The organism is Pseudarthrobacter sp. CCNWLW217, from assembly GCF_037203985.1.
Taxonomy (GTDB): domain Bacteria; phylum Actinomycetota; class Actinomycetes; order Actinomycetales; family Micrococcaceae; genus Arthrobacter.
In genome coordinates this window covers 36,319-61,535 of record NZ_JBBCBT010000014.1, presented here as the reverse complement: position 1 = coordinate 61,535, position 25,217 = coordinate 36,319, and the positions used below count along the sequence as shown (strand labels likewise).

Below are 25,217 nucleotides of genomic sequence, written 5' to 3'. Positions count from 1 at the left end.
AAAGCGGTCCGTTCCAGCATTCGGCCTAATTGCCTGTTGTCCCCAGGCCTGCGAATGTTTCGGCCAACAGGTCCACGAACAGCTGCACGCGGGCGGTTTTCTTCTCATTGATCAGGAGCGCGAAAACGTTGCGGGCCAGCCGGATCTCCGGAACGTCCAGCACCACCACCCCGGCCGGCCGGTGCCGCAGCGCCAGTTCCGGCACCAGGGCGGCGCCCAGTCCCGCCGCCGCCATCTCCAGGCTGGCATGGAAGTCGTCGCTATGGGCCACCACCCGCGGATGCAGGTTGCAGCTTGCGAAGAGCCGCTCGATCACCACCGCGTCGGGAGTGCCGGGGTGGTGCATGATCCACGGCATCTCGGACAGATGGTCCGCGGCGACCTTGGCATCGGAACGGAAACCCCAGCCGGCGGGCAGCACCACGCGGAAGTTGTCGTCACCGATCCACTGCCTGTTGATGGTGTGCGGCCACGCGAGCCCGGACTGGCCCACCTGGAAGACCAGCGCCACATCAAGATCCCCGCCGGTCCGCAGTCCCTGGATGGTCTGGGACGGCTCCGCCACTGAGACCCTGAGGTCGATCCCCAGGTTCTTCCAGGCCGGATTCTGCAGGATCCGGGGGAGGACGTAGGTAGCCAGGCTGGGAAAAATTCCCAGCCTGAGCTCCTGGCTGGCGCTGTCCTGGGTCCTTGAAGCGGCGGCCATCAGCGCCTCGATGTCCGTGAGGACCTTGGCGGCGTGCCGGGTCATCACCTCGGCTGCCTCCGTGGGGACCACGCTGCGCGCCGAGCGCTGGAAGAGGACTACCCCCGTGTCCCGTTCGAGGGCGGACATCTGCTGTGAAACCGCCGACGCCGTGTACCCGAGCCGGGCTGCTGCTGCCGCAAATGAGCCGAGCCGCGTCACTTCGAGCAGTGTCTTCAGATGTACGGGATTAACCACCCGCCCACACTACTCTGCCGGGTTGCCCGCGAAAAAGAAGCCGGCATTTTTACCCATCCGGCCCTCTCACCGTTCCGAACTGCCCTTGACTACCCAACGGCAATGTTCAGCAGAGGAGCAAAAATTGTCACTGATCCCCACCCGAAGTGGCGGCGCGGGCAGACGCATAGCGGTCATCGGCAGCGGCGTGGCCGGCCTGACGGCGGCCTACGTCCTTAACCGGCACGACAACGTGACCCTCTTCGAAGCGGACACGCGGTTGGGTGGCCATGCCCACACGCACAGTGTGCCTCAGCAGGATGGCCAAGCCCTGGGGATTGATACCGGCTTCATCGTCCATAACGAGCGGACCTACCCTACGCTGCTGAGGCTGTTCGCCGAGCTGGGCGTGGAAACCCAGGATTCCGAAATGAGCATGTCCATCCGCTGCGACGGTTGCGGCCTGGAGTACGCCGGGGCACGCGACGGAGCCAAGGGGATTATTGCCCGCCCGTCCAGCCTGCTGCATGGACGCTACCTCCGGATGCTGGTGGAGGTCATGCGCTTCTACCGCCGGGCCCGGTCACTCATCCAGGCAGAGCCGGAGTCGCCCGTTCTCCCCGACGCCGCCACGCCGGAGCTGACTCTTGGCCAGTTTTTGCAGCGGGAGCGTTTCAGCCCCTACTTCATCTCGCATTTCATGACTCCTGTGGTCAGCGCCGTCTGGTCCTGCGACCCCACCACAGCGCTGTCCTACCCGGCCCGGTATCTGTTTACCTTCCTGGCGCACCACGGCATGCTGGGCGTCAAGGGCTCGCCCCAGTGGCGCACCGTGACGGGCGGCTCAGCGAGGTACGTGGAGAAGCTCGCCGCGACACTGCCGGACATCCGGCTCGGAACGGCGGTAACATCCGTCCGCCGGCATAACGACGGCGTGGAAGTTACCACCGGGAACGGCGTGGACAACTTTGACGCCGTGGTTATAGCCACTCATCCGTCCCAAGCACTCGGCTTCCTCGCGGACGCCACTCCGGAGGAGAAGGAAGCCCTCGGCGGGATGCCCTATTCCGTCAACCACACTGTCTTCCACCGCGACCCGGCGGTCCTTCCCGGGGCCGACAATGCCAAGGCGTCCTGGAACTACCGGCTCCCCGGCTGCGACGCCCGCCCCGACAAGGTCCTTGTCAGCTACGACCTCACCCGGCTGCAGCGGCTTGAGCCCGCGGACGGCCGGCCCTACCTGGTCAGCCTGGGGGAGTCCGAACTCATTGCCGATGACCAGGTGCTCGAACGGATGGTCTACGAACACCCGCAGTACACGCCCGACTCCCTGAAGGCCCAGCAGCGGATCAGGGCACTCAGCAACAACCGCATCGCTTTTGCCGGAGCCTACCTGGGCTGGGGTTTCCACGAGGACGGTGCCCTGTCCGGCGTCCGGGCCGCTGCCATGCTGGGCCGGACCTGGACTGCGCCCGGGACGGCGGGGGAGCCAGGACTGCTGGCTTTGGAGGGCGCATGAGTCAAGCGGCAGCCATCTACCGCACCTCCATATCCCATGTGCGTCAAACCCCGCTGAAGAACGCCTTCACGTACCGCAGCTACAGCTGGTTCGTTGACGTCGATCGGATCCCTCGGCTGCCGCGGCTGCTGCAGCCGCTGGCCGTCTTCCGGGCCGGCGACCACCTGGGCGACCCGTCGGCAACCATCCGCGCCAATGTTGAGCGGTTCCTGCGGACCCGGGGGATTGAGCCCGACGGCGGGAACATCCGGATGCTGACCAGCGCCAGGGTCTTGGGGTACGTCTTCAATCCGCTCACGCTCTTTTGGTGCTTTCGGCAGTCCGGGGACCTGCAGTGCGTCATCGCAGAAGTGCACAACACTTACGGCGAACGGCACTGCTACCTCCTGGAGACCGACTCCTCCGGCCGGGCCAGCGTGCCCAAGGCCTTCTATGTTTCACCGTTCAACGACGTTGACGGGCAGTACCGGATGAAGCTGCCTGCACCGGATGAGCGGCTGGCTGTAGCGATCGTGCTGGAGCGCGAAGGACACCGGCCGTTCATCGCCACCATGGACGGTGAAAGGCGCCCCGCCACCACGAGGAACATCCTTGCAGCGGCACTGGCGGTTCCGGCGGCGCCGCTGCTGGTCTCCGCCCTGATCAGGATCCAGGGCGTGAAGCTCTGGGCAAAACGCCTGCCCGTCGTCAAAAGACCACATCACCCCTCACAGGAGGCAGTTCAATGACAATGACCGATGAGAACGGAACCGCTGCAGCCGCGAAGGTTTCCAACCCCAAGCCCGCAACCCATTCCCGGGTGACTGATTGGAACATTGCCCGGGTACCGGCAGCCCCGGCCACTATCGATCCGGACGTCTGGCCCGGAGTGGCCCACGCGCCGTCGGGCACTAAAGCATTAGTGGCGGGCAAGGCCGCGGGCCTGCTGTTCAGGGGTGCCGCCCGCCGCCTGCCCCTGCGTGTGGCCTATCCGGACGGTTCAGTCCTTGGGACCGGCGGTCCCGCCGCGCCGGTTATGACGATGGTCAGGCCGGAGGCGTTTGAGGCCCGCATCGGGGACAACGGCCTGATCGGGCTGGGGGAGTCGTTTATGGCCGGGGACTGGGAGGCGTCGGACCTCGCCGGCGTGCTGGAAGTCTTCGCGGCGTCCGTGGACACGCTGATCCCGACTCCGCTGCAAAAGCTGCGCACCCTCTACCTGCCCCGGACGCCGCGGCAGGAGCGCAACGACGAGCAGAACACCCGTAGCAACATCTCCCGGCACTACGACCTCTCCAACGAACTGTTCTCAAAATTCCTGGACGCCACCATGAGCTATTCGTCGGCGCTGTTCCCGGCGGATGCCGGAGCATTGACGTCCGTGCCGTGGGATTCGCTGGCCGAAGCACAGCAGGCCAAGATCGACAGGCTGTTGGACAAGGCGGGAGTGCGGGAAGGGACGCGTGTGCTGGAGATCGGCACAGGCTGGGGCGAGCTGGCACTGCGGGCAGCGGCGCGCGGCGCCACCGTGTACAGCGTCACCCTTTCCAGTGAGCAGCAGGCCCTGGCCCAGGAGCGGATCGCCGCTGCCGGCTACGAGGACCGGGTGACAGTGGGGCTGCAGGACTACCGGGCCGTGGAAGGCGAGTTCGACGCCGTCGTATCGGTTGAGATGATCGAAGCCGTCGGGTACGAATACTGGCCCATCTACTTCCAGACGATTGACCGCGTCCTGGCCCCCGGCGGCAAGGTGGCCATCCAGGCCATCACCATGCCGCACGGGCGCATGCTGGCTACCCGCAACGCCTACACGTGGGTCCATAAGTACATCTTCCCCGGCGGCTTCCTTCCCTCGGTGCGGGCCATCGAGGGCGTGACGCAGCAGCACACCACCCTGCGGGTCCGGGAGCGCATGGGCATGGGGGACCACTACGCGGCCACCCTGCGGCTGTGGGAGGAACGCTTCATGGCCCGTTCGCAGGAAGTGGCCGGGCTCGGCTTCGACACGGTTTTCCAACGGATGTGGCTGTTCTACCTCTGCTACTCGCGGGCGGGGTTCCAGTCTGGCTACCTGGACGTCCAGCAGATTGTGCTGGACCGCCGGGAGGCGCAGCTCTAGTTACCACGATCACGCGGATGGCCTTGCTTGTCCGTGGGATTGATCACCTTGAGGGGTTCCGGAGGTCGCTTCGGGGCCCCTTTTGGCGTGTCCAACACAACATGTCGTGCCCCCGGCACAAGGCGCGACACGCCGTCCACGGAACGACACGCTGGGGCTTAAATGTGGCTAAGTACTCCACAGGGTGTGGATTTCGTCCCTGAAATCAGCGGATTTCCGGACATTTTGCGGGGTCCTGCCTGTGGATTAAAAGTGCATTAAATGACATACTTGTAATACATCATCTTGGGGTTCCGAAGAGCCGTCTGCACTACATGTAGTATCTACATACAGCTTGAGCGGGACACCAGCGCAGGACATCAAACTGTAGACGGGCTGCGGAAGCGGCAATGCAGGCGGCAGTAACGGACATGGATTCCAGTTCGGAACGGCCCGCCTAAGAAGAGCGATATTTCGACAAAGGGGACAGGGACCATGACCGTTACGGTTTACACAAAGCCGGCTTGTGTTCAGTGCAACGCAACGTACCGCGCACTGGATAAGAAGGGCATCGCCTACCAGAGCGTGGACATCTCCCAGGATGCCGAGGCGCTCGATCGCCTGAAGGCGCTGGGCTACATGCAGGCTCCTGTTGTGGTCACGGACCAGGACCACTGGTCAGGCTTCCGCCCGGACAAGATCGAGGAACTGGCACTCTCTGCCGTTTCCTCCGTGGCCTAGGGCCTTACTTTTTCCTGCCGTCAGGCAACCTTCGATGCAGCTGAGGTGACTCCCGTGGCACTGGCAACAGCCGGGGCTTCCTTCACAGCAACTGGTGAAACCGACCATCCCGTTGACGCGGCTCAGCGCGCCGGACGGGATGGTGCCGGCAAGGACCAGGCGTTTTCGCCGGATCCTGTCACAACGCAGAGCCAGCTCATCTATTTTTCCTCCACCTCCGAGAACACCAGCCGCTTCGTTGCGAAGCTTGGCCGTGAATCGGGCAGGATCCCGCTTTACCCGAAAGACGCACCCCTTCTCGCCACCAGGCCTTTTGTTTTGGTGGTGCCGACCTATGGCGGCACCGGGGGAGAAGGATCGGTGCCCAAACAGGTCATCCGCTTTCTGAACAACCCGCAGAACAGGAAACTGATCCGCGGCGTCATCGGTGCAGGCAACACAAACTTCGGGGACAACTACTGCATGGCTGCGGACATCATCGCCGCCAAATGCAAAGTTCCCACGCTTTACCGCTTCGAACTTATGGGCACGCCAGACGACGTTGCCCGCGTCAACAATGGATTGGACACGTTTTGGACACGACTGTTGCAGATACAGAAGTAACCAGGGCCGAAGGCCAGGGCACCGCCGCTGAAAAGCGGAGTGCCGCCGTCGAAAAGCCCGAGATGCCGGCCGCCTACAAGGGTCTGGGCTATCACGAGCTCAACGCCATGCTGAACCTGTACGGCCCCAACGGAGAGATCCAGTTCGAGGCCGACCGCGAAGCCGCGCATCAGTACTTCCTGCAGCACGTGAACAACAACACCGTGTTCTTCCACGACCTGGAAGAGAAGCTCGACTACCTGGTGAAGAACCAGTACTACGAGCGCGAAACCCTCGACCAGTACACGATGAACTTCATCCGCGAGCTCTTCAACCGCGCGTACAAGAAGAAGTTCCGCTTCGAGACCTTCCTGGGCGCGTTCAAGTTCTACACGTCCTACACGCTGAAGACGTTCGACGGCAAGCGCTTCCTTGAGCGCTACGAGGACCGCGTCTGCATGGTGGCCCTGCACCTGGCGCGGGGCGACGAGCAGTTGGCCCTGCAGATGGTGGACGAGATCATCGAAGGCCGCTTCCAGCCGGCCACTCCCACGTTCCTGAACGCCGGCAAGCGCCAGCGCGGCGAGCTGGTCTCCTGCTTCCTGCTCCGCATCGAAGACAACATGGAGTCGATCGGCCGGTCCATCAATTCCGCGCTGCAGCTGTCCAAGCGCGGCGGAGGAGTGGCGTTCGCGCTGACCAACATCCGCGAAGTCGGCGCCCCGATCAAGCAGATCGAGAACCAGTCCTCCGGTGTCATCCCCGTGATGAAGCTCCTCGAGGACAGCTTCTCCTACGCCAACCAGCTCGGTGCCCGTCAGGGTGCCGGCGCCGTGTACCTGCACGCGCACCACCCTGACATCTACCGCTTCCTGGACACCAAGCGCGAGAACGCGGACGAGAAAATCCGCATCAAGACCCTCTCGCTGGGCGTTGTCATCCCGGACATCACCTTCGAGCTGGCCAAGAAGGACGAGGACATGTACCTGTTCTCGCCGTACGACGTCGAACGCGTCTACGGCATGCCGTTCTCCGACGTCTCGGTCACCGAGAAGTACTACGAGATGGTGGACGATTCCAGGATCAAGAAGACCAAGATCAAGGCGCGCGAGTTCTTCCAGACCCTCGCCGAGATCCAGTTCGAATCCGGCTACCCGTACATCATGTTCGAGGACACCGTGAACCGGGCCAACCCGATCGACGGCAAGATCATCATGTCCAACCTGTGCTCCGAGATCCTCCAGGTCTCCCAGCCCACCACGTACCACGATGACCTGTCCTACGACCAGACCGGCAAGGACATCTCCTGCAACCTGGGCTCGCTGAACATTGCGAAGACCATGGACAGCCCGGACTTCGGCCTGACCATCGAGACGGCCATCCGCTCGCTGTCGGCAGTGTCCGACATGTCCAACATCACCTCGGTGCCGTCCATCGCCCGCGGCAACGACCAGAGCCACGCCATTGGCCTCGGCCAGATGAACCTGCACGGCTACCTGGCCCGCGAGCGGGTCCACTACGGTTCCGAAGAGGGCCTGGACTTCACCAACATCTACTTCTACTCGGTGGTGTTTCACGCAGTCCGCGCCTCGAACAAGCTGGCCATCCAGACCGGGCAGGCCTTCGGCGGTTTCGAGAAGTCCAAGTACGCCTCGGGGGAGTTCTTCGACAAGTACACCGAGCAGGAATGGGTGCCGCAGACTGAGAAGGTTGCGGAGCTGTTCAAGAACATCCACATTCCCACGCAGGATGACTGGCGCGAGCTGAAGGCTTCGGTTATGGAGCACGGCATCTACAACCAGAACCTGCAGGCTGTGCCGCCGACGGGCTCGATCTCCTACATCAACAACTCCACCTCCTCGATCCACCCGGTGGCGTCCAAGATCGAGATCCGCAAGGAAGGCAAGCTGGGCCGCGTGTACTACCCGGCGCCGTACCTGACCAACGACAACCTGGAGTACTACCAGGACGCGTATGAAATCGGTTACGAGAAGGTCATCGACACCTACGCCGCTGCCACGCAGCACGTGGACCAGGGCCTGTCCCTGACGCTGTTCTTCAAGGACACCGCCACCACGCGCGACATCAACCGGGCCCAGATCTACGCCTGGAAAAAGGGCATCAAGACCATCTACTACATCCGTCTCCGCCAGCTCGCGCTGGAGGGAACTGAGGTTGAGGGTTGCGTTTCCTGCATGCTGTAGTTGTAGGTTCAACTAAATTGTGACAGTACGACGGCGGGCGCCCGCCCGCCGTCGTACGCTTAACTTCAAAGAACAACCCAACGTTTAGGGGATGACATGACCGAGAAGGTCAAGCTGCTGACGCATGTCGAGGCAATCAACTGGAACCGCATCCAGGACGACAAGGACGTGGATGTCTGGAACCGCCTCGTTAACAACTTCTGGCTGCCCGAGAAGGTGCCGCTGTCCAACGACGTCCAGTCCTGGAATACGCTGACGCCGGCTGAGCAGCAGCTCACCATGCGCGTTTTCACTGGCCTGACGCTGCTGGACACCATCCAGGGCACAGTCGGCGCCGTCTCCCTGATCCCGGATGCGCTCACCCCGCATGAAGAAGCTGTGTACACGAACATCGCCTTCATGGAGTCGGTACACGCCAAGAGCTACTCCTCCATCTTCTCCACGCTGGCCTCCACCAAGGAGATCGACGAGGCATTCCGCTGGTCCACCGAGAACGAGAACCTTCAGAAGAAGGCTCAGATCGTCATGGACTACTACCAGGGCGATGACCCCCTGAAGCGCAAGGTAGCGTCCACGTTGCTGGAAAGCTTCCTGTTCTATTCGGGCTTCTACCTGCCCATGTACTGGTCTTCACGTGCCAAGCTGACGAACACGGCTGACCTGATCCGCCTGATCATCCGCGATGAGGCCGTGCACGGCTACTACATCGGCTACAAGTTCCAGAAGGGCCTTGAAGGTCTCTCCGAGGAGCGCAAGCAGGAAATCAAGGACTACACGTTTGAGCTGCTCTTCGAGCTGTACGAAAACGAAGTCCAGTACACGCACGACCTCTACGACGGTGTGGGCCTGGCCGAGGACGTCAAGAAGTTCCTGCATTACAACGCCAACAAGGCGCTGATGAACCTGGGCTACGAGGCCATGTTCCCGGCTTCCGTCACCGACGTGAACCCGGCAATCCTCTCGGCCCTGTCCCCGAATGCCGACGAGAACCACGACTTCTTCTCGGGGTCTGGTTCCTCCTACGTGATCGGCAAGGCCGTCAACACCGAAGACGAGGACTGGGACTTCTAGCACACAACAAGGTCCCCTCAGCCTTGTAATGCCCCGTACGCCAATGTGAGTTGACGAGTTAGTTGGCGCAACTGACAGGATAGTTGGCGCTGAGTCATGGAATATGGCACGGTGCCAACTATCCTGTCTGGCGCGGCTGACGTTCGGGGTGGGAAGTCGCCTTGTGGACGGCTTGTCAGGGCTGAAGTTAGTTTGCAATCTGCAGAGCGACCGACGAAGCGAATTTGAACTCTGTCTGTTCCGAGGTCCGGAGCTACGTGGTCTTACTCCTGAGCAAACAATGCCCTGCGTTAGATCTACTGCATCAATGTTGGTAATAATGCCCGTTCTGGGCGCAGAACTGCGCCAAGAGTGCGCGAACCTTGGGGGGACTAAGTAATGAGTTATCGGAACAAGACTTACGTTGCGTTTGCCAGTGAAGACATCAGGTCATACAGATTGATGGAAGCTTGGCGAGATAACCAGCACATTGATTTTGATTTCTTCGACGCCCACGACTTGGTCACTGCCTTGGATGCGAGCCTTCCGGCTACTATCCGGCGGCGCCTGCGTGAAAGGCTGAACAACACGAAGCAAGTTGTATTGCTTGGGAGCGATCACGCGAAGAGGAAGGGCGACGGCCGGTCGTTTCTAGCTTATGAAGTTGCAACAGCGATGGAGCTCAATATTCCCATTGTTGTGGCGAATTTGAACGGCAGTCGGAACATTGAGAAGCACTTCATTCCCCAGCCCTTGCTGAGTGCGCAGTACTTTACAGTTTCCGTTTCCTTCCAGCCGGGGATTATCCGCCATGCTCTAGACGGGTATGTTGCCGAATACGCGGCCGGCAACAAGTCAGGTCCGCACTACTATAGGTCGTCTGTCTATGCGGGGCTGGGACTGTGAGCAGCCGGGGCATTGCACGCGATATTCGAACAGGTCGATTCTGGCGAACACTCTCTGTGAACTCCTTGGCCTGCTTTGGTCTATTGGCAGCCATAGTGGGACTTCTTGATATTTTCTTCAAAGATGTTTTTGACAAGCTGGGAGCGGTCGGTCCGGTTGGAATTGTGGCCGTGGCGTTTGCCTGGGGTGTTCTCCGAGCCTGGCCTCGGCCTATTGAACAGAAATTCACGACGCCCAATACAGAAGTCCGAATAGTCGAAGGTGATCTATTTGACCAACCTGAGAACATCGTCGTAGGAATGGCATCCACGTTTGACACGGCAATCCCGGACATCATTCAAACAAACAGTGTTCAGGGACAGCTTCTAACTCGCGTATTCCGAGGCGACGTAGCCAAGCTAGACGCAGAGCTTGCCTCGGCGCTGGTTGGGGTTTTGCCCATAGATGAGATCCAAAAGCCGGGTAAAACGGACGTTTACCCTTGGGGAACTGTCGCTCGCATTCGTGTGGGCCCTTCATGTTACTTCTGCTTCGCCTATACGCAGATGAATGAACATAACGAAGCCCGTACTACCGTTGGGGGCCTATGGTCTGCCCTCGAAAATCTGTGGGATCAAGTACGGATCCACGGGAATGGTGCCGAGGTTTCCATCCCTGTAATCGGAGGCGGGCAGGCGCGAATCTCTCAGCAGTTGCCTGCACAGGATTCGATACGTTTCATTGCGATGTCGTTCGTATTAGCCTCCCGAAAAGAAAAAGTCTGCGACAGATTGAACATTGTTGTTCGACCGCAAGATGCGCCCGATATAGACATGCTTGAGATACAGGCGTTTCTTAAGTCTCTGCGGATGTCCTAGTGACGGTATCCAATCTCGAGGTGCCTGAACGTGATACCTGCGCTTTCTGCGACTACTTGAGTGGCCGTCGGCCGTTCACCGTCCTCTCGACGGGCCCGCTTATTGCAACGCTGGTCACGCGAGAACAGCGGGGGACGCCACACGTTCTGGTGGTAACCAAACGCCACTGCCCGACGATCTTGGACGTCACACCGGAAGAATCTGCCGCACTAATGGTCGGCGTTGTGGACGCAGCCAAGGCGATTGATAAGAACTTCGGGCGCCCCGGAATAGCTGTATGGCAAAACAACGGCATACCAGCGCATCAAGATATTCCTCACGTTCACTTTCACGTGGCGGGAACACGGAACGGAGGCGGCACCGAGTGGGGCGAGGTTCCCGAGCTGTCGGTGACAGAAACCGACCACATCGCAGAGATGCTGAGAGGAGGCGTCTGAAGTGAGTCCGTCGGGGTGGTCCTCAGTGAATCAGATCCGTCGGACTCTTTCAGAGTATTAATGTACCGTCCTTCGTCACAGAGATTTGGCCCCCGATGGCGAAGGCAGCGGTTTGTTGGAAATCGCCGAGGCAGCTGCGCGGTCGCTGATTCGCTCGGCGAGAGTGCTCACGGCCAGTGAAGAGGGGAGCAGTTCGGCAAACTTCAGCGTTCTGAGAGCTCTGTCGTCAACCTGTGGAAGCAAACTCGGCGGCTCGTCTTCCAGCAGTAGCCCGATCTGCCGTTTGGCCTCAGCCAGAGCAGGAGCGTGTGTCGCCACGCAGTCCGATCTGCCAGTTATTGAAGGCCCTCGACTCATCCAGCAACTCGGGCGCCACCTCTAGCAGGCCAGCAACCAGGACGGCGTTGGCTCCCGCTCCGGCCCAGGTCCACCAACGAAGCCTCCCATTCGCGTCGCGGAGTATGACAGTTGAATCAGGCGATACGCGCCATGCATATTCCTCCCGCAGTTCGCCTAACTTGGTCACGGCTCTTTTGGATAGCAGCACGCCGGCCGGAGTGGCTCCGAGCAGCACCCCGCCGGGTTGCATCGCAGAGGGCATGTGATTCTGGCTGCGCCATGCTAGACCATTTGGAGTCCGCCGCACTTGCCGATGGTTCGACGTAGGCGCGGCGGCGTTTCCAATCCACATAGTTCACCTGCCAACCCCGTCCTCCGAGTGTAAGCAGCCGAGGCCCTTCAACTTTGCGCTGTAACACCATTGGATCAACAGAGCCGATTTCCTCCCGGCCGTGAAGAATTACTACCTGCGGGTCCGCTGTGAACACCGCCATCAGGTCTCGGTAGTGGACGCCGCCGTACTTTCGCTCAGCTTCGGGGCCCATGAGCAGCATCCCTTGGGCGACTTCCTTGAAGCAAGGCAGCGGTGAAGAGACTTGGCTCATGGAGCGGGGCTTGGGTCCCTTGCTGCCGGGAGAAGGAGGAATTGCCCGCCGTGTTCGTTTCCACCAGTCATGGCTGCGCCTAAACATCATGGGCATTGAGAGCTATCGGATTTTGGAAAGCCGCTCGCCAAAACCTCTCGGCAGTGTGTTGCCAGAAAGAGAGGCCAAAGAGGGCCGAAATTTTGTGGGGAACCTGGCACATGTTGAGTATTTGGCTCGTCGCAAGGAAGGGTGTCGATCCAGTTCGTTGCTTGCAGTACCTGACCTCGAGTCAGACGCTGACGATCAACCTGTTAGCCTCGTTGAAAGCCAATCCGACGTGGCTGCTTGCCTGCTTCTCTAAGCTTCTGCATCGTGATGACCTGCTAACGGTTCGTGCTTGTGCCATCGAGTATGCGCCGGCAAGTCCCGCGGCACTGCTTGGCGACAGGACGAGGGTCGATACCCTGATTGAGTTCGAGACAGAAGCGGGGCTTCTTGCCGTCGTCATGGAAGTCAAGTACACGGACCGAATGAATAGTCGCAAAATCGCGATACACCGGAACGAGCGATACATCGAGTTGGGCGAGTCAGCTTCGCAATGGACCGATGCAGAGGGTGTGCTCAACTCGACAACTATGAATCAGTTGGTGCGGTGTCACGCTCTGGGTATGGCGTACGCTCGGCAACAGAGCCAAGGATCAAAATACGAATGTTCCTTGGTCGTCGTGCACCACGCCGCAGATCTCGCTGCCACCTCAATTCTCGATGAATACGGAGAGAGATTGGCCAATCCTCGTAGCTTGGCTGGCTTCCAACTCAGTGACTTCGTTTCGGTAATGGCTTCCACGGCCCCAGACGTGGCTGCGCTCAAGATTTGCGACGAGTTGCGCGTGCGCTATGCCAGTGAAAGCGTCAGCGAATCACTTTGGCAGGAATTCCTGCAGGAATGCGGTAATAAGAGGTAAGCGTTGATGCAGACGCCGGGCTGGCTTCTGATCCGCCTAAAGAGAAGCGAACATCGTTCTCATTAGGGTTGTAGGCCCCCCATTCCGGATCGGGTTCTACCAGCCTGGCCGCTACACAGCTGGTCGATCAGAGCTTGCCGATCCAAGTATTTTTCTCGCGATTCTCGCACGACGGCCCGGTGCCGGGGCCCCCTAGTTCTTCCAGCCTTCGATGCGCATCAGCACCCGGCGGACATCACGGACACAGGGCTCGCGGATTTTGGCAATGCGGCGAACGGTGCAGGTCTGAATAGTTGCTGGCGTCCGTTTCGTTCATGGAAGTGATACCGGTCTCGTCGAAGGCACGGCGGGCGATCGCGACTGCTGATCGGTGATGAGGGCCTCTTCGCATGAGACCCGTTGCGGAGTCAGGCCGGGGCTGTCGAAGAGACTTGGTTCGTCCTGCTGCATTGTCTCCGTCGACGTTGCGGATGCCATGCCGATGCTCCCGCAGCAGCCGAAGTGCCGCCTGTATTCTGGCAGCACTGTTTTCCCCTGTTGATGCTGTAAACAAGTCCGCCCCGATTCGACCCGCCGTTTCCGGCCCGATTTCTTATACAGCTCAAGGTCAGAGGGACTTGGATGAATTGTTGGTAGCGCCGGGGATGGCGTCGACCGTTAGCGTGTTGATCACGCTCGTGCGTAGCCGGATGAGTGTGGCGGCGACGTAGCGATGGCATTAGCTTGTTGTACGATCACAGAGCCTGCGATCCCTTCGCAGTCCCGTCCTGGAGGTGCCCGCTGTGGTTCTACCGATTGTCCCGCTCGCGATCGTCATAACGAGCTCTCTCACTGGTAGCGCCGGCCTCTTTTTCGGCGCCCGGGGCGGCGTGCAGATCCGGGATGCTGCAAAGCAGATCGGGCTGCACACGGCGCGCTTCGAGAAGCGTAAGGTCCTTCACCTCGCCCACGCCGACCGCACTGACGCAGCGCTGCAGGCCTTTGGACAGACGCAGGTACGGGCTGAGCGCGATGTCATCTTCCGGATGGAAGACTTCCTCGTGAGGCAGGGTATGCGGGTTCGAACGAAAGAGCGCCCTTTCCTCGACGGAGTCGACGGATCGAACGCTCACGTCCTGGAAAGGCCCACGCTCTACCCTGATGTCGTGGGATGGGTAGGTAGCGTCGGCGGCTCTGTCGCCGCCGGTGCCGCAACACGGGTTGCCCTGCTTGCCGCGGCGAAAGAGTTTGCGCACGCCAGTACCGGGACCCGAATCAAAACGCTCAACGGGGCCGCGGCGGAGCGGGCCATACTGGCTTTCTTCGGCGGCGGAAGCTACGGTTCAGGCGGTGGCGGCATGGAATTGGGCGGGCTCATGCTCAACGTCGCAGGTGCGGGTGTAGGTCTCCTCGGCGCCGGTGTCACGGTGAAGATCCATGGAACCAAAGCACTAAGTCAGGCTGAGGAGCACCGAAAAAATGTCGACGTAGCGATAGCGCAGCTCGATGTGCAGGACGAGCTCCACCGCGGGGTGCAGGAGTGGGCGCGGGAGCAGGACGGGGTCCTCAGTCATCTGGTGTCCCAGGCGACGGAGGCGCTTGACGTTCTCGAGTCCGAGCCGTTCGACTCTACCAGCGAGCTTCACGCCAAGCGGCTCCTTGTCGCCTTTACACTCGTCACGGCGGTGGGACAAATCATCAGCGTGCCAGCCGTTGGCGAGGACGACAGCCTCGATGGGCCTACCGAACAACTCACGTTTAGATACCGCGATACAACCACGGAGGCCACGGATGACTGATCAGAAACGCGTACACGAGGGCAAAGTGCTGCCTCCGGCGGTGGACCGGGTCAGCTCCGCTGATGCGCTCGGCGCGTTCAACGAGATCGTGGGATTTTTGCGCGAGGCGATCCAGATCCACGAGACGGAGAGCACGAAACGCGAGAAGCTCAAGACATATCGGGAGACCGAGGTCGCGAGGATCAAAGCATCCGAGAAGGCCCTTCGGTACTACCTGGACCGGACCTACGAGGAGCGCCACGAGACGCATAAACGACTCTTCGAGAGTCTTGACGTGGCGGTTGCGTCCGGCGACGTGCCAGCCATGCAGGCAGTCCTCGGGGGCATAGTCGAAGTTGCCAGAACATCGCCACTGGCAGACATCGGCAACATCGGCGAACTGCAGCGGGCCATGGCCGACCCGCGCACCACCTTCGAGTTCTAGACGTTGCGTTGGTGTAGGAGTCCCTCTCAAGGAGGAATGCTTCGCAAATCTTGTCCGGATACAGGTGGCGTGGTTTTGATTCTGGTGCTCTAAGCGCTCTGTAAGGTGGAAGCACTATGGATTTGACTGAGTTGGCCAGGACTTTCTGGCTGCTCCGGAATGAGGATAAATGTCGAAGCTGAATGCTGTCCTCTTCAAGGGCTTCCGCGATTACGAGTCCAACAGGGCGAAGATGAACGATGCCATCATGGCTCTTCATGTTTCGAGGCACTTAGCACTGGGCCGCCTCGAGAATCAGCAGTACTCGAATGAACTTGCTTCCACGTTGTTTCCGCTTACCCGGGACATCGGGCGCCTAAACCTCCCGCTCCATAAGATTCAGCAGGTGATTGAAGCGAGTGAGCGGCACTTCGCCTACATGGCCATCCCGCACGTACTAGCGATGCATCACGAAGCTATCAAGAGTCTTCAACGATTGTGGGTTGCACAGGGTCAGAGCCAAGCGAACTGGTTGTCATCGAAAGACCGCGAACTGACGAACGAAACGCTCGGCAAAGAGGACTTTAGTGAGACCCATACTAACCTGAAGCTGTTGACGGGAGCCGATCTCCCGGATGACTTGTTGACGTTTATGGAAGTCGCCCGACGAGTGCGAAACCGCATTGTTCATGCTGGAGCAGTATCAGGTGGAAACTTAAATTCTGAACTAAGAAACGGATTAAAATCCGGTTCCAAACTTTGGTCGGAGTGGGCGGGTAAGCCTTTGGCCCCTGGCGAGAACAAAGAAGAACTCGCCCTTGACGTTCAGGATGTTATTGCCGTGTTGGCAGGGAGTACAAAGTTGGCTCGTCTCGCTTGTGCGGCTGTAGCGAAGCGTTTAGCGAGTTCCGTATGGGCAGATGTGGCTGTCCTAGATTTCAAGGAACAGTCGCCGCGAGTATACGGCCATGACGACACCCGTGTCAGAGGCTTGCTCGGGTTCTCGAGAACTTATTATTACGCCCTCAACCTGTCGAGATTTGAACTTGAAGAAGCCGTTTCCCGGGAGCGTTCCATCCACAACAAGAAGTAAGACGGGCGCTCTGCCAATTAAGCTACCAACCAAGGTTGACGTGGGACTCGGACCCAGACCTCACCGTTCAGTAGATTTCCGAGTCTCGAACTCGCGGCCTCATAGGCAGAAATCCTGCTCCTAAGATACCACTCGACGCCCCAAGGCGCGGGCAGACTTGCCACATGGCGCGGAACTTTTGGTGGCGCCTGCTCAAGGGCCGTTTCAGATTCCGATGGCTTCTTCCCGTGACACGGATAGGGGCCCGGTCACAGCGGCAGAACCGCGAGCAGCCGTACGCTGTATAAATGACGGATCCTGATCTTGGGCGCAGCGGATCTTCGCCAAACACCGGCTGGCCATTTGGCGACAAAGTTCATGACCATGCTGAGCTCGGCTCGCACCTCCGTGACGTCGGAAGCTGGCATGCTAGGCGGGCGCTGAAGTTGTTCACACATGACGATGGTTTCGAATTGCTGGAGGCCGGATACAGCATTGGTGCCGCCGTCGAGCTGCTGGCCAAATCGCTGCTCGCTTCCCTGTCGCCTTTGCTGCTCCTACCGGCAACAAATGTGGGAGCGGACACCATCCAGAAGTACGTCGGCGTTGCCAGCCGGGCCGGGCCGGCTCTGGATATAGGAAAGGTGAAATCGCTGGAAGCAGGTGCCTGCATTACTCGCGTAACAGCGCTGGGTATCGGGCCCCTTTGGACGCCCCAGGACACCAGTTCGGTCCTAGAGGTCAGAAATGCTGCGGCTCACCTGGGGCTTGTGGAACGATCCGCATTGAAGGCAGCCATGAAACCCATGGTGCGATTCAGCGAGCACGTACGTGAGCGGAACGAGATTAATCCTGACATGCGGTGGGGAACCCATGAAGCCGGCCGAATCGCTGCGAAGATCCTCAGCGATGAGCTGACGGAATGGGAATGGAACTACCACGCAAAAGTGAACGCCGCACGCGACCGCTTCCATTCAAGCTGGGGCAACTTGCCTGACATCTATGTGGAGGAACTTCTTAGAGCCAGGCAGGACTGGACTCCGGCCGGGGGAGAATATGCTGAGCAAAGCACATGCCCCGATGTGGTTATAAGGGCTGGGCCTACGGATCCTCAGATGACTGGGGCGTTGAGGTAGAACAGTCGGACGGCGCACGATCACGGAACTTGCCCTTCGCATTGACAGAATTCACCTGCAACATTTGCGGGCTACATCTGAAAGGTCCGGCTGAACTGAAAATCGCTGGTATCCAAACCCGCATGCACGATGTGCATGACAGCGCGCAGGAAGGCCACGGCTGATCTTGGAGTTGCAATAGTGACGGAAGCTTCGCACAGCCGGCTCCGCAGGTTACCCTGCTGTACCCGCGGCGCGGGCGGGGCGCTGACTGTTGGGCCCAAGCGCCGCTCAGGGCCCAACCGCACGCCGATCATGTTCGTTCGGTCGCTGGGGCGCATCGCCAGCGGAGTGCCGCCGGTGGTGGCGTCTGTGCGACCTTCCTGCCATGGAAAAAAGGTCAACAACGGTGGAACACCGGCATCCCTGGGCCTAGAAAAAAGCCGCGGAAATAGTGTGGTCAACTGTAAGGAGCGGGTCAAGTAGATCGGAATCTCACATACGCCAAGCGTGCGGGGCATTCGTGTACATAAACATGCCTAGAACAGCGGCCAAGGCACCGCGGGCATCTCACCCCTTGGAGCCGGGAACCGACCCGCCAAGCGCAACCGTGTGCAGCGTGCAGTGAGCGAAGCGATTTCCTCGGCGCTGAGCAAGTCCGCCAGGTTTCGGCCCAGCCCCCCGTCCAGTCCTTCGGTGACACGGTCGATGCCCTCAAGTTCCTCGACGGTCAGAGCGTCGCCCAGCCACCCCCACAGCACTGTCCGCAGCTTGTGGTCACGGTGGAAAGTGAGCCCATGGTCCACGCCGTGCCGGTGTCCGTCCTTCATGGCCAGCACGTGATTGCCTTTGCGGTCGGCGTTGTTCACGACGGCGTCGAACACCGCCATGCGTCTGAGCGCCGGAGAGTCCTCGTGGACGAGGGCGACCATCCGTCCGTACTCATCCTGACCCTCAAGGACTTGTTTCCACCCGGTCTCCGGTACGTCGTCCGCCGCAATGAGTTCCACTGCGTTCTGGTCCGGGTCTGACTCCTGCCACAGCTGCACCATTCCTCTGCCTAATGGACCGTCCCGCAGCCATGTGCGTGGCACAACATTCCAGCCGAGGACCTCAGAAACCAGGTAGGCGGCGACCTCCCGGTGGGCAAGGAAGCCATCGGGAAAATCCCACAGCGGTTTCTCCCCGGCTATCGGCTTATAAACGACCGTGGTGTCGCCGATGCTGCCCAGGAAGGTGGCGTTCGACGCCGCCGTGATGCGCCCAATGAGGAGCAGTTCGTCAGTCAGCAGGTCGGACGCCGGCATCAGACCTCGGGCAAGGTGCAGACGTGCCCGTCGGGGTCCACGGGATAACCGCAGAGCGGGCATGCCGGGCGCCCGGCGCCCACCACCTCCCGGGTCCGCTTGGCGAATGCCCGGGCGGTGCCAACCGGCATCCGCACCAGCAACATTTCGGGCACATCAGCGCCGTTCTCCGCAAGTGATTCGACGGGGTCATCAGCATCGACTTCGGTGATTGGGTATGCCTCTATAACCACCTGCGCGGTCGTCGGGTCCCAGCCTAAGGTCATGGCTCCGGTTCGAAATTGCTCGGTGACCGCCTCGAGTTGGTCATTGTCGACGAGCTCGATGGGAGTTCCTTTGGGAACGCTGAAGGGGTTGGATTCGAGGGTGATGAGCTGATCGAGGATTTCGTCAATCTTCTCGGCGAGCTGAGCCGACTGCTGCTTCTCCAGTGCGATGCTCACGATTTGCTTACCTGAGCGAACCTGCAGGTAGAACGTGCGCGCCCCCGGAACGCCGATGGTGCCGATGACAACCCGGTCAGGCCAGGCAAACTCGTGAACAAGTGTGGGCATGACAGTATTTTAGGCACATGAGGTTTACTGCGACTTCTGCCCTGCGCCGCCGCCCACCTGCGCATCGCCAGAGTTGATGCCCTTCGACAGCCAGGACAGATCGCCGGCGTCGGTGTTCGTCGCATAGACGGTCGGCCGAACAGCACCATAGTGGACGATCGATACGGAGGCAGGGCCCACGTTAATTCGCTGGAACAGGTCGAGGTGCATGCCGAGCGCGTCCGCGACAATTGATTTGATGACGTCACCGTGACTCACCGCCACCCATACGGCTCCTGGCCCGTACTCTGCTTCGAAGGCCGCATCGTGGCGTCGAATTGCTGCTACCGCCCGTGCCTGCATTGCGGCCATGGATTCACCGCCGGGAAAGATGACGGAGGACGGCTGCGATTGCACAGCTGACCACAGATCTTCGGTTGCGAGATCACTGAGCGTGCGGCCCTGCCACTGGCCGTAATCACACTCGGTCAGATCGGGTTCCAACGGCGCGTACGGAGTGCCAGCTTGGCGATCAAGGATGAGCTGGGCGGTCTGCTGACAACGCTCGAGGGGGCTCGATACCACCCCAACTACGGGCACGGCCGCGAGCCGGTCTCCGGTCAAGGCTGCCTGTTCGTGCCCGAGCTGGTCCAAACTGACGCCGGCCGCCCGACCCGCCAGCAGGCCAGCGGCATTGGCCGTGGTGCGGCCATGCCGCACGAGGATAACTGTTGCCATCCACCCAGCCTAGCCAGCATCCTTCGCCGAACCTTGGCGACAGCACGTTTGATGCCTAGTCAGGGGTTACCGGTGCAGGCGCTCCCGCCAGTCCGCCGGTACCTTGTCTGCCGGCGCAGGTGCTGGCTGGTCCGCTGGTTTGGACTGAGGATCCGGAAGCCGCGGGCCGCGGAAGAACTTCTTCGTGGTGTGCTCGTAGAACCAGTCCTCCTCAGGTTCGAAGGACCTCACGACGGGGTGACCAGCGGTGCGCGCGTGGGCACTGGCATGCTGTGAGGGTGATGAATCACAGCATCCGATGTGGCCGCATTGAGCGCAGCGGCGAAGATGCAGCCACCACCCCGGGCCGTCACCGCTAAGGCACTCCTGGCACCCTGTTCCGCTGGGTGTGGCGGCGAGGTTGATTCTCGGAATTGGGCGATCCTCCATGGGGTCCTCTATTTTCATCGCTTGGGTTCTGCATCCAGCTTGCCCATCGTCGGGAGCTATTCTGGCAGAATCCCAGCGCCCTCGGAATGGCGGAATCGGGGGAACAAAGGCCCTTGTCCCCAATGTCATGGCGCGAGTATCGTGAGCGCCACCGAACCATTGAACCGGAAAGACGGCGGCCATGGATCCCTCGGTTCCGATCATGCTGATTGCCACCACAGACCCGACCTCTCGGCGCATTCTTGGAGATGAGTTACGTCGACGGTACGGCGCCGACTACGAGGTGGTGACGTGCGCCGACTACGCCCACGGGAGGGCGGTGCTGGAGGGGCTCCGGCGCTGGAATCGCCAGGTCGCCCTTATACTCGGGTGCTACGGACCGGCTGACCGCGGTGGACTGGAATTCCTGCGCCGTGCCTATGGCTATCACCCGGCCGCCAAGCGTGGCGTTGTGGTGATATGGGGTGACTTCGCCAGCGCTCCCACTGTATTCCGGGCGATCGCGCAGGGATACGCCGAATTGGTGATCATACGTCCCGAACGATTGCGCGACGAAGAATTCCATGGGGCGATTACCGACGCCCTCGACGACTGGCACCTGGCCCAGGGGGTCGGGTTTGAGGCGGTCCGGCTGATCGGGGAGGTAGGCGACGAACGAACTCATACGTTGCGCGACTCCTTGAGTCGAAACCACATCCCGGTGGTTTTCCACCCTGCCGGGTCAGAGACGGCGAAACGGACGCTGGAGAGCGTGGACCTGCGCGACCCCATGCTGCCGGTCATGGTGCTGGAGTTCACCGTCCCACCAATTGTCCTCGAGAACCCCAGCGACCTGGAGATCGCCGAAGCGATGGGGGTGACACGGCCGCCACCAGCGAACAAGATCTTCGATGTGGTGGTCGTGGGAGCTGGCCCTTCCGGTCTCGCGACCGCCGTGTATGCCTCGTCCGAGGGCCTCTCCACCATGGTGGTGGAGGGCGAGGCTGTGGGAGGCCAGGCCGGCACGAGTTCGTTGATCCGCAACTACCCTGGTTTCTCCCGCGGTGTGAGCGGCGCCCACCTGGCCTACCGCTCATTTCACCAGGCCTGGACTTTGGGCACGGATTTTCTGTTCCTGCGGAAGGTGGAGGGGATTGGCGTAGACGGAGCATGCTACGCCGTGTCGATTTCCGATGGCAGTGTCGTACGGTGCCGCTCAGTGGTGGTAGCTACCGGCGTGGACTACCGTCGCCTCGGCCTGCCTCAGCTGGAGGATCTGGTCGGCAGAGGCGTCTTCTACGGGGCCACAGTCTCCGAGGCGCCGTCGATGGCCGGAAAGCACGTCTGCGTCGTAGGTGGGGGCAACTCGGCCGGCCAGGCGGTTCTGCACCTTGCGAAGTACGCTAAGCACGTGACGCTCCTGGTGCGAGGACCCACTCTTTCGGTCAGTATGTCGGACTACCTCATCTCCCAACTTGAGGCCACCCGGAACGTTGCGATCCGCTATGGCAGTGTGATCGTGGGGGCCCGCGATCGGGATGGATTCCTTGCCGCCGTCGAGGTTGCCGCACCCGGAGCTCCCGACGCAACCCCGAGCGAGGAGATCGAGGCGGGTGGCTTGTTCGTGCTTATCGGTTCGGTGCCGCGGACCTCGTGGCTGCCCGACACCGTAGAGCGTGACCCGGCCGGTTTTCTGCGCACGGGCGTCAGCCGGGAAAACAGGGACGCCGGTTCCGTCAGGCCGGACAGGCAGCCATTGGCGTTGGAAACCAGCATGCCCGGCATTTTCGCAATCGGTGACGTCCGGGCCGGTTCGATCAAAAGAGTGGCGACCGCCGTCGGGGACGGCGCCACAGTGGTCTCGATGCTTCACACCTACTTGGCGGAGAACCCCCTGCCTGTCCCGCCCCCCGCCCCTGGTGAGGCGGCCTCGCGAGAGGAACTGCCCGGTGATGTCCGCTTCAAGTGAGGTCACACCGCTGATTCCGCCGATGCGGTGGCTGCTCTACGTCGCTGCGTTCCTCGTGTTTCTTGCCGGGCTCGTGCTGTTCGTGTTTACTCTGCAGACTGATGAATTCTTCGCGTGGACAGTTAATCCGCCCATGACCGCGGTCTTCCTCGGTGCGGCATACTGGTCGGCCGCCGGCCTTGAGGTAACCGGCGCCCGCTCAGCAAGTTGGGAGTCAGCGAGGCTGGCAGTCTGGCCCGTGTTCGTCTTCACCACATTGACCCTCGGAGTCACGCTGCTTCATCTTGATCGATTCCACTTGTCACCAGACGCTGCTCCCACTGCCCAGATAGCCACGTGGGCGTGGCTGGCAATCTACGCCATGGTGCCCGTGGCAATGGTCGTCATCAGCTGGAGACAGGTCCGGTCCCGCCGTCCTATCCCGAAGTCCATAACGGCGGGACGGCCAGTGCTACCGCCTGCACTCCGGGTGCTCCTGGTGGGAATTGCCGGCGTACTGCTGTTGTACGGCGTGGCGCTCCTGGCAGTACCCATTCCTGCCGCGACGTGGTGGCCGTGGCCACTGTCCGAGCTCACCGCGAGGGCGATCGGGGCGTGGCTGATCGGTCTTGGGTGGGCCGCCGCCCAGGGCCAAAAGAGCGGCGACCTCCACACCGTCCGGCCCGTGGCCCTGACCTCCGTTGCCTTCGTCATTCTGCAGGCGATTGCCCTGCTGCGGTACGGCGGGGCCCTGACATGGGCGAGCGCGCAGGCTACCGGCTTCCTGACCGTTCTGCTTGCAATTGGAGTGGCCGGCGGATGGGCACTCGCACTGTCCCGTTCGCCGGTAGCCCGGGCCGGCATTACGTGAGCTTATCGAGTACCTACATGAAGAGGAGAGGGGGCGGCGGCTGTGACTGCTATCCAAACTACCCCGGGGAACCAGGCCCGCCTTAGGGCGGGAGCCGCTCTCATGACGCTTGCGGGGCTGGCTTTCGTTGCGTATGCCGCAGTCTTCCTGGGGCTCAACTTTACGGGCGCCTTCCTTGAGCTGGGTATCGGCCCCGATCAAGTGGACAAGGGGATGGCGGAAGTCGAGGCGATCAGCCCGCAGCTGCATCACTACATCAGCCATCTGCACATAGCGCTCAGCGGCTTCATCGCTGCAACCGGTCTCGCCATTGCGGGCCTGTCCTGGTTCGGGGTGCGCCGAGGGGAACGGTGGGCCTTCGCCACAGCAGTTGTGGTCCCGGCCGTCGGCCTCGCCGTGGCCCTCCCCGCACATTACCCGTGGGGTCTGGCCACGCTTGGGCACCTCGGCCCGGTCTACCTCGCAGTCCTGATTTTCCTGGCAGGGGTCGGCGTGGCCTACAGCGGAACGCGAAGCCCTGCGGTGAAACACGACTGAGGTGTCCTCGTTCGAACGAGTCTGAGTCACGGTGATTCCGCCTGGTTGCCTGGATCCCCTGGCTAAAGGCCCTGCGACAGCTCGGCTTCGAGTTCGCTGATGCTCGGCAGTGTTGAGGTGAATTCCTCCGGCAGGGACTTCACTATCTCGGATTCCCATTCGGCAATGCCTATCGGCTTGGAGAAGCCCCGCAACGAGTATTCGGCCACCACGTTGTTTTCTTGGTTTTGCACAGCAGTAGACCGATGGTCGGCTGGTCATCCGCATGGGCGAGAAGATCGTCCACGGCGGACATGTACATGTTGATCTGGCCCAGGTACTCGGGTTTGAAGGCAGTGGCCTTCAGCTCGACCACAACGAAGCAGCGGAGCTTGAGGTTGTAGAACAGCAGGTCGACGAAAGATTCGTCCGCCCCGATAGTCAGCCGGACTTGCCTGCCAACGAAAGCGAATCCCTGGCCGAGTTCCAACAGGAACCTTTCGACGTGCACCACCAGTTGCCCCTCGAGCTCACGCTCATTCCGTTTGCCCGTCATGGCCACGAAGTCGAAGACGTAGGAGTCTTGAAAGACTGCTGGGCAAGGTCCGAGCCCGACGACGGCAAGGTCGCTTGGAAGTTGGTGATCGCCTTCCCGGAACGTTCGTGGAGTTTCGTCTCGATGTGGTGGGCGAGTACGTTACGGGACCAGCCATTTTCGACGGCGGCGGCTGCGTACCAGAGCCGGGCGTCCGAGTCCCCAAGTTTGTCGAGGAGGATGACGTTGTGGCCCCTTCCCAATGTTGCAACAGGCTGTTGCAACATAGGGAAGCGTCCCTGACATCTAGGACCACGGCCAATTGAGAATCATTCCCATAAATGTGTGGACTTATCTCAGAAGACCACTGGAGGTTCTGAATAGTGAATACTCGATTCGACGGACTAGCGGCCGCCGCTGCCCTTGCATGCATCATCTCTCGGCAGGCTGTGCGATATCCTCATCCCGAACTGACCCGTCAGCTCCCAAATTGTCGACCTCCGAGGCTCGCGTGTCCTTGGAGAACACCATGGACCGGGCCAGCCTGTCGTGGCCGGTGGCCAATCAACCCGTGAGCCGCGAGAGCGCCGATTTGCTTCTTCAAGGCTTTGAAGAAGTGGCCGCGCGCACTGACGGGGATTTACGCACGACCCTCGACGCGTGGACAGACGGCTTCGACTTCTACGCCCCATATGTCGTGGCCAACGACCCGGAAGGGGCAGCGGCGGCCGCCAATGACGGCCAGGAGGAATCCCTCCTGTTGGCGAACACAAATTTGGCTACGTTCTGCCATTGGTAGCCGCGACA

The 25,217-nt window shown here is 60.9% G+C and carries 27 protein-coding genes and 1 pseudogene; 21 read left to right on the top strand and 7 right to left on the bottom strand.

Translation table 11 applies throughout. The features are described from left to right. Positions 1-25 precede the first annotated feature (25 nt). Positions 26-943, bottom strand: a complete 918-nt coding sequence (locus tag V9L18_RS16115) for a LysR family transcriptional regulator (protein WP_337348175.1) — start codon at positions 941-943, stop codon at positions 26-28. Positions 944-1,067: 124 nt separating this feature from the next. Here V9L18_RS16115 and V9L18_RS16110 point away from each other — a divergent pair, with 124 nt between their 5' ends. From V9L18_RS16110 to V9L18_RS16035, 17 genes and pseudogenes are all read left to right on the top strand, one after another. Further along, entirely contained in the window at positions 1,068-2,441 is a 1,374-nt protein-coding gene (locus tag V9L18_RS16110; protein WP_337348174.1) for an NAD(P)/FAD-dependent oxidoreductase, read from the top strand. After that, a complete protein-coding gene (locus V9L18_RS16105; protein ID WP_337348173.1) occupies positions 2,438-3,169 on the top strand; it encodes a DUF1365 domain-containing protein in 732 nt (243 codons plus the stop codon). Before V9L18_RS16110 ends, V9L18_RS16105 begins: the two co-directional genes overlap by 4 nt. Next, complete coding sequence (locus V9L18_RS16100; RefSeq protein ID WP_337348172.1) at positions 3,166-4,539, top strand: class I SAM-dependent methyltransferase; 1,374 nt, start codon at positions 3,166-3,168, stop codon at positions 4,537-4,539. Before V9L18_RS16105 ends, V9L18_RS16100 begins: the two co-directional genes overlap by 4 nt. A 474-nt stretch (positions 4,540-5,013) precedes the next feature. Next, positions 5,014-5,259 carry a glutaredoxin-like protein NrdH gene (gene nrdH / locus V9L18_RS16095; protein ID WP_337348171.1) on the top strand — a complete coding sequence of 82 codons (246 nt, stop codon included), beginning with the start codon at positions 5,014-5,016 and terminating at the stop codon, positions 5,257-5,259. A gap of 198 nt (positions 5,260-5,457) precedes the next feature. Then, the gene (gene nrdI, locus V9L18_RS16090) at positions 5,458-5,862 is read left to right on the top strand and encodes a class Ib ribonucleoside-diphosphate reductase assembly flavoprotein NrdI (RefSeq protein ID WP_337348225.1); all 405 of its coding nucleotides are present in this window, start codon (positions 5,458-5,460) and stop codon (positions 5,860-5,862) included. Positions 5,863-5,924: 62 nt separating this feature from the next. Further along, positions 5,925-8,045, top strand: a complete 2,121-nt coding sequence (nrdE, locus tag V9L18_RS16085; RefSeq protein ID WP_337348224.1) for a class 1b ribonucleoside-diphosphate reductase subunit alpha — start codon at positions 5,925-5,927, stop codon at positions 8,043-8,045. A gap of 96 nt (positions 8,046-8,141) precedes the next feature. After that, the gene (gene nrdF, locus V9L18_RS16080) at positions 8,142-9,116 is read left to right on the top strand and encodes a class 1b ribonucleoside-diphosphate reductase subunit beta (protein WP_066291871.1); all 975 of its coding nucleotides are present in this window, start codon (positions 8,142-8,144) and stop codon (positions 9,114-9,116) included. 378 nt (positions 9,117-9,494) lie between these two features. Beyond that, the gene (locus tag V9L18_RS16075; protein WP_337348170.1) at positions 9,495-10,001 is read left to right on the top strand and encodes a TIR domain-containing protein; all 507 of its coding nucleotides are present in this window, start codon (positions 9,495-9,497) and stop codon (positions 9,999-10,001) included. 95 nt (positions 10,002-10,096) lie between these two features. Next, entirely contained in the window at positions 10,097-10,858 is a 762-nt protein-coding gene (locus V9L18_RS16070) for a macro domain-containing protein (RefSeq protein ID WP_337348169.1), read from the top strand. Continuing rightward, positions 10,858-11,295: an HIT family protein gene (locus tag V9L18_RS16065; RefSeq protein WP_337348168.1), complete on the top strand. Its 438-nt coding sequence runs from the start codon at positions 10,858-10,860 to the stop codon at positions 11,293-11,295. The genes V9L18_RS16070 and V9L18_RS16065 overlap by 1 nt, the downstream gene beginning before the upstream one ends. A 791-nt stretch (positions 11,296-12,086) precedes the next feature. Beyond that, positions 12,087-12,224, top strand: a complete 138-nt coding sequence (locus tag V9L18_RS16060; RefSeq protein ID WP_337348167.1) for a hypothetical protein — start codon at positions 12,087-12,089, stop codon at positions 12,222-12,224. Next, a pseudogene (locus V9L18_RS22085) lies at positions 12,178-12,450 on the top strand (hypothetical protein); the annotation flags it as partial. The gene V9L18_RS16060 and the pseudogene V9L18_RS22085, both read left to right, overlap by 47 nt. Continuing rightward, positions 12,440-13,186, top strand: a complete 747-nt coding sequence (locus V9L18_RS16055) for a PGN_0703 family putative restriction endonuclease (protein WP_337348166.1) — start codon at positions 12,440-12,442, stop codon at positions 13,184-13,186. The pseudogene V9L18_RS22085 and the gene V9L18_RS16055, both read left to right, overlap by 11 nt. A gap of 782 nt (positions 13,187-13,968) precedes the next feature. Continuing rightward, complete coding sequence (locus V9L18_RS16050) at positions 13,969-14,964, top strand: hypothetical protein (protein WP_337348165.1); 996 nt, start codon at positions 13,969-13,971, stop codon at positions 14,962-14,964. Next, the gene (locus tag V9L18_RS16045) at positions 14,957-15,388 is read left to right on the top strand and encodes a hypothetical protein (protein WP_337348164.1); all 432 of its coding nucleotides are present in this window, start codon (positions 14,957-14,959) and stop codon (positions 15,386-15,388) included. The genes V9L18_RS16050 and V9L18_RS16045 overlap by 8 nt, the downstream gene beginning before the upstream one ends. Before the next feature lie 169 nt (positions 15,389-15,557). Continuing rightward, entirely contained in the window at positions 15,558-16,460 is a 903-nt protein-coding gene (locus tag V9L18_RS16040; RefSeq protein WP_337348163.1) for a hypothetical protein, read from the top strand. Between the two features lie 287 nt (positions 16,461-16,747). Continuing rightward, complete coding sequence (locus V9L18_RS16035) at positions 16,748-17,575, top strand: hypothetical protein (RefSeq protein ID WP_337348162.1); 828 nt, start codon at positions 16,748-16,750, stop codon at positions 17,573-17,575. Positions 17,576-18,093: 518 nt separating this feature from the next. On the opposite strand, the gene V9L18_RS16030 is transcribed toward V9L18_RS16035, so the two are convergent. The 4 genes from V9L18_RS16030 to V9L18_RS16015 all read right to left on the bottom strand — a co-directional run bounded on the left by V9L18_RS16030 (position 18,094) and on the right by V9L18_RS16015 (position 20,561). Further along, entirely contained in the window at positions 18,094-18,861 is a 768-nt protein-coding gene (locus V9L18_RS16030; RefSeq protein WP_337348161.1) for an SCO1664 family protein, read from the bottom strand. After that, positions 18,861-19,415, bottom strand: coding sequence for a DUF3090 domain-containing protein (locus V9L18_RS16025; protein ID WP_337348160.1), 555 nt, complete (start codon positions 19,413-19,415; stop codon positions 18,861-18,863). The genes V9L18_RS16030 and V9L18_RS16025 overlap by 1 nt, the downstream gene beginning before the upstream one ends. Before the next feature lie 24 nt (positions 19,416-19,439). Beyond that, the gene (locus V9L18_RS16020; protein WP_337348159.1) at positions 19,440-20,132 is read right to left on the bottom strand and encodes an MSMEG_4193 family putative phosphomutase; all 693 of its coding nucleotides are present in this window, start codon (positions 20,130-20,132) and stop codon (positions 19,440-19,442) included. A 66-nt stretch (positions 20,133-20,198) separates the two neighbouring features. Beyond that, entirely contained in the window at positions 20,199-20,561 is a 363-nt protein-coding gene (locus V9L18_RS16015; protein ID WP_337348158.1) for a UBP-type zinc finger domain-containing protein, read from the bottom strand. 181 nt (positions 20,562-20,742) lie between these two features. Here V9L18_RS16015 and V9L18_RS16010 point away from each other — a divergent pair, with 181 nt between their 5' ends. The 3 genes from V9L18_RS16010 (at position 20,743) to V9L18_RS16000 (ending at position 23,896) form a co-directional block, all read left to right on the top strand. Then, a complete protein-coding gene (locus V9L18_RS16010) occupies positions 20,743-22,509 on the top strand; it encodes an FAD-dependent oxidoreductase (RefSeq protein ID WP_337348157.1) in 1,767 nt (588 codons plus the stop codon). Then, positions 22,493-23,359 (top strand): hypothetical protein, encoded by an 867-nt coding sequence (locus V9L18_RS16005; protein WP_337348156.1) that lies wholly within the window; start codon positions 22,493-22,495, stop codon positions 23,357-23,359. The genes V9L18_RS16010 and V9L18_RS16005 overlap by 17 nt, the downstream gene beginning before the upstream one ends. Positions 23,360-23,461: 102 nt before the next feature. After that, complete coding sequence (locus tag V9L18_RS16000) at positions 23,462-23,896, top strand: hypothetical protein (protein ID WP_337348155.1); 435 nt, start codon at positions 23,462-23,464, stop codon at positions 23,894-23,896. Positions 23,897-24,065: 169 nt separating this feature from the next. Here V9L18_RS16000 and V9L18_RS15995 read toward each other — a convergent pair whose 3' ends face one another. Further along, the gene (locus tag V9L18_RS15995) at positions 24,066-24,431 is read right to left on the bottom strand and encodes a PDDEXK nuclease domain-containing protein (protein WP_337348154.1); all 366 of its coding nucleotides are present in this window, start codon (positions 24,429-24,431) and stop codon (positions 24,066-24,068) included. Next, complete coding sequence (locus V9L18_RS15990; RefSeq protein ID WP_337348153.1) at positions 24,428-24,697, bottom strand: DUF1016 N-terminal domain-containing protein; 270 nt, start codon at positions 24,695-24,697, stop codon at positions 24,428-24,430. The genes V9L18_RS15995 and V9L18_RS15990 overlap by 4 nt, the downstream gene beginning before the upstream one ends. Positions 24,698-24,939: 242 nt before the next feature. Between V9L18_RS15990 and V9L18_RS15985 the strand changes: the two genes are divergently transcribed. Continuing rightward, the gene (locus V9L18_RS15985) at positions 24,940-25,209 is read left to right on the top strand and encodes a hypothetical protein (protein ID WP_337348152.1); all 270 of its coding nucleotides are present in this window, start codon (positions 24,940-24,942) and stop codon (positions 25,207-25,209) included. The last annotated feature ends 8 nt before the right edge of the window (positions 25,210-25,217 follow it).

Excerpts from the sequence above, each read along its gene's own strand:
- V9L18_RS16105 (WP_337348173.1), top strand. The coding sequence starts at position 2,438 with ATGAGTCAAGCGGCAGCCATCTACCGCACCTCCATATCCCATGTGCGT.
- V9L18_RS16100 (WP_337348172.1), top strand. The coding sequence starts at position 3,166 with ATGACAATGACCGATGAGAACGGAACCGCTGCAGCCGCGAAGGTTTCC.
- nrdH (WP_337348171.1), top strand. The coding sequence starts at position 5,014 with ATGACCGTTACGGTTTACACAAAGCCGGCTTGTGTTCAGTGCAACGCA.
- nrdE (WP_337348224.1), top strand. The coding sequence starts at position 5,925 with ATGCCGGCCGCCTACAAGGGTCTGGGCTATCACGAGCTCAACGCCATG.
- nrdF (WP_066291871.1), top strand. The coding sequence starts at position 8,142 with ATGACCGAGAAGGTCAAGCTGCTGACGCATGTCGAGGCAATCAACTGG.
- V9L18_RS16075 (WP_337348170.1), top strand. The coding sequence starts at position 9,495 with ATGAGTTATCGGAACAAGACTTACGTTGCGTTTGCCAGTGAAGACATC.
- V9L18_RS16055 (WP_337348166.1), top strand. The coding sequence starts at position 12,440 with ATGTTGAGTATTTGGCTCGTCGCAAGGAAGGGTGTCGATCCAGTTCGT.
- V9L18_RS16045 (WP_337348164.1), top strand. The coding sequence starts at position 14,957 with ATGACTGATCAGAAACGCGTACACGAGGGCAAAGTGCTGCCTCCGGCG.
- V9L18_RS16040 (WP_337348163.1), top strand. The coding sequence starts at position 15,558 with ATGTCGAAGCTGAATGCTGTCCTCTTCAAGGGCTTCCGCGATTACGAG.
- V9L18_RS16035 (WP_337348162.1), top strand. The coding sequence starts at position 16,748 with ATGACGGATCCTGATCTTGGGCGCAGCGGATCTTCGCCAAACACCGGC.
- V9L18_RS16030 (WP_337348161.1), bottom strand. The coding sequence starts at position 18,861 with ATGCCGGCGTCCGACCTGCTGACTGACGAACTGCTCCTCATTGGGCGC.
- V9L18_RS16025 (WP_337348160.1), bottom strand. The coding sequence starts at position 19,415 with ATGCCCACACTTGTTCACGAGTTTGCCTGGCCTGACCGGGTTGTCATC.
- V9L18_RS16020 (WP_337348159.1), bottom strand. The coding sequence starts at position 20,132 with ATGGCAACAGTTATCCTCGTGCGGCATGGCCGCACCACGGCCAATGCC.
- V9L18_RS16015 (WP_337348158.1), bottom strand. The coding sequence starts at position 20,561 with ATGGAGGATCGCCCAATTCCGAGAATCAACCTCGCCGCCACACCCAGC.
- V9L18_RS16010 (WP_337348157.1), top strand. The coding sequence starts at position 20,743 with ATGGATCCCTCGGTTCCGATCATGCTGATTGCCACCACAGACCCGACC.
- V9L18_RS16005 (WP_337348156.1), top strand. The coding sequence starts at position 22,493 with ATGTCCGCTTCAAGTGAGGTCACACCGCTGATTCCGCCGATGCGGTGG.
- V9L18_RS16000 (WP_337348155.1), top strand. The coding sequence starts at position 23,462 with ATGACGCTTGCGGGGCTGGCTTTCGTTGCGTATGCCGCAGTCTTCCTG.
- V9L18_RS15995 (WP_337348154.1), bottom strand. The coding sequence starts at position 24,431 with ATGACGGGCAAACGGAATGAGCGTGAGCTCGAGGGGCAACTGGTGGTG.
- V9L18_RS15990 (WP_337348153.1), bottom strand. The coding sequence starts at position 24,697 with ATGTTGCAACAGCCTGTTGCAACATTGGGAAGGGGCCACAACGTCATC.
- V9L18_RS15985 (WP_337348152.1), top strand. The coding sequence starts at position 24,940 with ATGGACCGGGCCAGCCTGTCGTGGCCGGTGGCCAATCAACCCGTGAGC.